At 30.9% G+C, this 3458-nt stretch carries 2 protein-coding genes; both read left to right on the top strand.

The window, feature by feature from the left end; translation table 11 throughout:
- Positions 1-849 (top strand): VirB4-like conjugal transfer ATPase, CD1110 family (locus DES33_RS09415; RefSeq protein WP_249033638.1); only part of this gene is annotated, 849 nt, incomplete at its 5' end.
- Between the two features lie 7 nt (positions 850-856).
- On the top strand, positions 857-3436 hold the full coding sequence (locus DES33_RS09410; RefSeq protein WP_110058824.1) for a C40 family peptidase: 2580 nt from the start codon (positions 857-859) through the stop codon (positions 3434-3436).
- The last annotated feature ends 22 nt before the right edge of the window (positions 3437-3458 follow it).

Genomic DNA, 3458 nt, shown 5'->3' with positions numbered 1-3458 from the left:
TCAAAGGACTATCTAAATCCATTAGATATTAATATGAACTATGGAGATGGGGACGCACCTTTAAAGGATAAGGCAAATTTCATAATGTCTATGCTTGAACTTGTAGTAGGAGGATCTGGTCTTACTGCTGCAGAAAAATCTGTTATAGATAGGTGCTTACCAAAGATATATCAAAAGTATTTTGAAGACCCAAAACCAGAAAATATGCCTATATTAGGAGATTTATACGATATGCTCCTATCTCAAGAAGAGGGAGTTGGTAGAAAGCTCGCAACAGAAATGGAAATTTATGTTAAGGGAAGTCTTAATGTATTTAATAATAGGTCAAATGTTGACCTAAATAGGCAACTGCTCTGTTTTGATATAAAAGAGCTAGGAACACAACTTAAAAAAATAGGTATGCTTGTAATTCAAGACCAAGTTTGGAACAAGGTTTCCTTAAATAGAGGAAGCAAGTCTACAAGATACTATATAGATGAGTTCCACCTTTTATTAAAAGACCCACAAACTGCTTCATATTCAGTAGAAATCTGGAAAAGATTTAGAAAATGGGGTGGTATTCCAACAGGTATAACTCAAAACGTAAAAGACCTTTTAACAAGTCAGGAAATTGAAAATATCTTTGATAATACAGACTTTGTTCTAATGTTAAATCAAGCATCTGGAGATAGAGATATTCTTGCTAAGAAATTAAAAATATCGCCTTATCAGTTAAACTATATTACTAATTCAAATGCAGGTGAGGGATTACTATTCTTTGGAAATACTATTGTTCCATTTATAGATAAATTCCCTAAAGACACCATGTTATATAAGCTAATGACAACAAAACCAGAAGAAGCTAAGTAGGTGTGATATGGATAAAAAACTAAAAAAAGATTTTCAAAAGAAAATTATACGAAATAGGGACGCTCCTGAAAAGAATGTAGATAGTAAACTTGTACATTCAGATGATTATACCAATAAGATTATTAAGACTAAGGATAGGTTCGGAGATAAAATTTCAGAAAAAGAATCTAAACTTATCCATGAGAATGTATTAGCTAAAGATCAAAAACAAGATAAACTAAAAGACTTTCAGAAGGCTAAAAACAAGGAAAGAATCAGAAAAGAAGTTTTAGATAATAAGGATAAGGTTGAAGAAACAAAACAAGCTAATCTTGAAATAAGGACAGATGAAAGCTTTAAACTTGATGAAGAGTTAGATGTAGACTTTAAAAAAGTTGATTTTGATAGTGAAAACAGTAGAAATATTAATTCTAATAAATTAACAACAGATGATATTTCAGCTAAGGCTCAACAAAAAAGCAATAAGAAGGCATCAAGTAAAAGACAAGTTCTTAAAAATTATGAGGATAAACTTATCCATAGTAAGGATAAATTCCAAGACAAAATTAAAGAGAGAGAGTCTAAGCGAATCCACACAAGCGAAGATAAACCTATCGAAGCAAAGAAAAGTAAGAGAATATATAGAAAAGATAAGCTTGTTAAAGATGAAGTAAGTAAGAACGAAAGTAATACTAATATTGATAAAAAGCAAAAGCAGAAACTTTATCAAGAAAAGAAGTTTAGAGATAAGGAAAAAATTTCTAAAGAGATAGATAAAGAAAATAAGCCAAGCGAAGTTGATACAGATAAGACTTTTGACAATTCTGAGCTTAAAGACAATAATCAAGAATTTATAAAGGATGAAAAAGAAACAAGCCTTAAATCTTCAGAACAAAAGAAAGTTAATAAAAAGAAGACTTACTATAAGAGAAAAAAATATGAAAGTGATAAATTTACTCGCAAGAAAATTGATAACTTAAAAAATGAATCGAAGAAAGTTACAACGAAAGATTCTAAGAAGGCACAAGATGTTAAAGACTTTATCTCAGATAAAAAGATTGGAGAGCTTGAAAAGTCTAAAAGCAAGCTAAAGGATAATATTTTAAAAAATAAAACTAAAGGAAGTCTATCTTCTGAGGTTTTATTATCTGGAGCTAAGTCATCAGAGTTAGTGAGAGATTATCTAAGTTTAGGATCTGACAATACTGGTGTAGAATCTGGAGAAAAAGTCGCTAATGTAAGCTCTAAACTCCAGCATGGAATAAGGAAGTATAAGCTAGATAAAAAGAAAAAGTCCTTAAAAAAGCTATCTAAACTTGATAAGAAAATAAGAAAGAGAAAAAGCAAGTTGGAGTTTAAAAGTGGCTTGGAAGATTTAAAAAGGTCAGATGCCTATATAAAGAAAAATAGATTTAAGAAGTTTTACCAAAGAAAACAAATGAAAAGCATGATAGCTAAAAAGCACGAAACAAGACTTGTAGATAGAGTTAAAAAAGCTATTTTAAGTTTAGGTAAGGCTTCTAAAGAACTAATCGTAAGAAAAAGTAAGATGGTTTTATTTCTAGTAATAGGACTAGGTCTTATGCTATCAATCATGATTGGTGGTGGAAGTGTTGGTATGAGTGGACTAAGCAACTCAGTAAATTCAGTAATGACAACAACATACCTATCACAAGATACAGTTCTAAGTGAAGTTAATCAAGAATTTTCATCAATGGAATATGACCTACAATCACAAATCGAAAGTGTAAAAACAAGTCATCCTGGATATGATGAATATATCATAAACAAAGAAGGAGAAATTGGTCATAATACCCATGAACTTTTATCCTATATAACTTCAAGATGTGGAGAGGTAAAATCAGCGTCTGAAGTAAAAGGAATTTTAAAAGAACTTTTCGATAAGATGTATAAACTTGATTTTAAAGAAGAAATTGAAATTAGAACAAGAACAGTAGCAAGAACTAGATATGATAGTCGTGGCAATCCTTATACTAGCTATGAAAAAGAAGAGTACGAATATAAAAAGTTAATTGTAACTTTAAAGAAAAAAGAAATGGATGAAGTTGTTAGGGAAATATTTAAAGATTATCCAGACAATGTAGTTCATTATGAAGCTCTTCTTGAAGCTAAGGGAAATATGGGAGATGTTTTTGGAACAGGTAATGGGGACTTAGGAGAAATAGTAGACAATCCTAACTTTGGAAATCCTGGTCTTGCTTTTGATTCAGCTACTGCAAAAGCCTTATTTAATGAAGCAGAAAAACATATAGGTAAAAGATATGTGTTTGGAGCAAGTGGACCATCTAACTTTGACTGTTCAGGTTTTGTATGTTGGTCATTTACAAAGTCTGGTGTAAAGAGTATGCCAAGAACAACTGCATGGAGAATATACAAAGACTATTGTAATCCAGTAAGTCCAAGTGAAGCTCAACCTGGAGATATTATATTTTTCCACTCAACATATAACAGTGGAACTCCAATATCTCATGTAGGAATATACGCAGGTAACGGAATGATGATTCACGCAGGAGATCCAATTCAATACACATCAATAAATTCAAAATATTGGAAATCACACTTTTATGGTTTTGGAAGACCAAGATAGAAGGGAGATATTATGTGAACAG

Origin of the sequence: Finegoldia magna, from assembly GCF_003182075.1 — a bacterium.
GTDB classification, from domain to species: domain Bacteria; phylum Bacillota; class Clostridia; order Tissierellales; family Peptoniphilaceae; genus Finegoldia; species Finegoldia magna.
The sequence above is the reverse complement of the archived record's forward strand: the minus strand, read 5'-3'. Positions and strand labels throughout refer to the sequence as shown.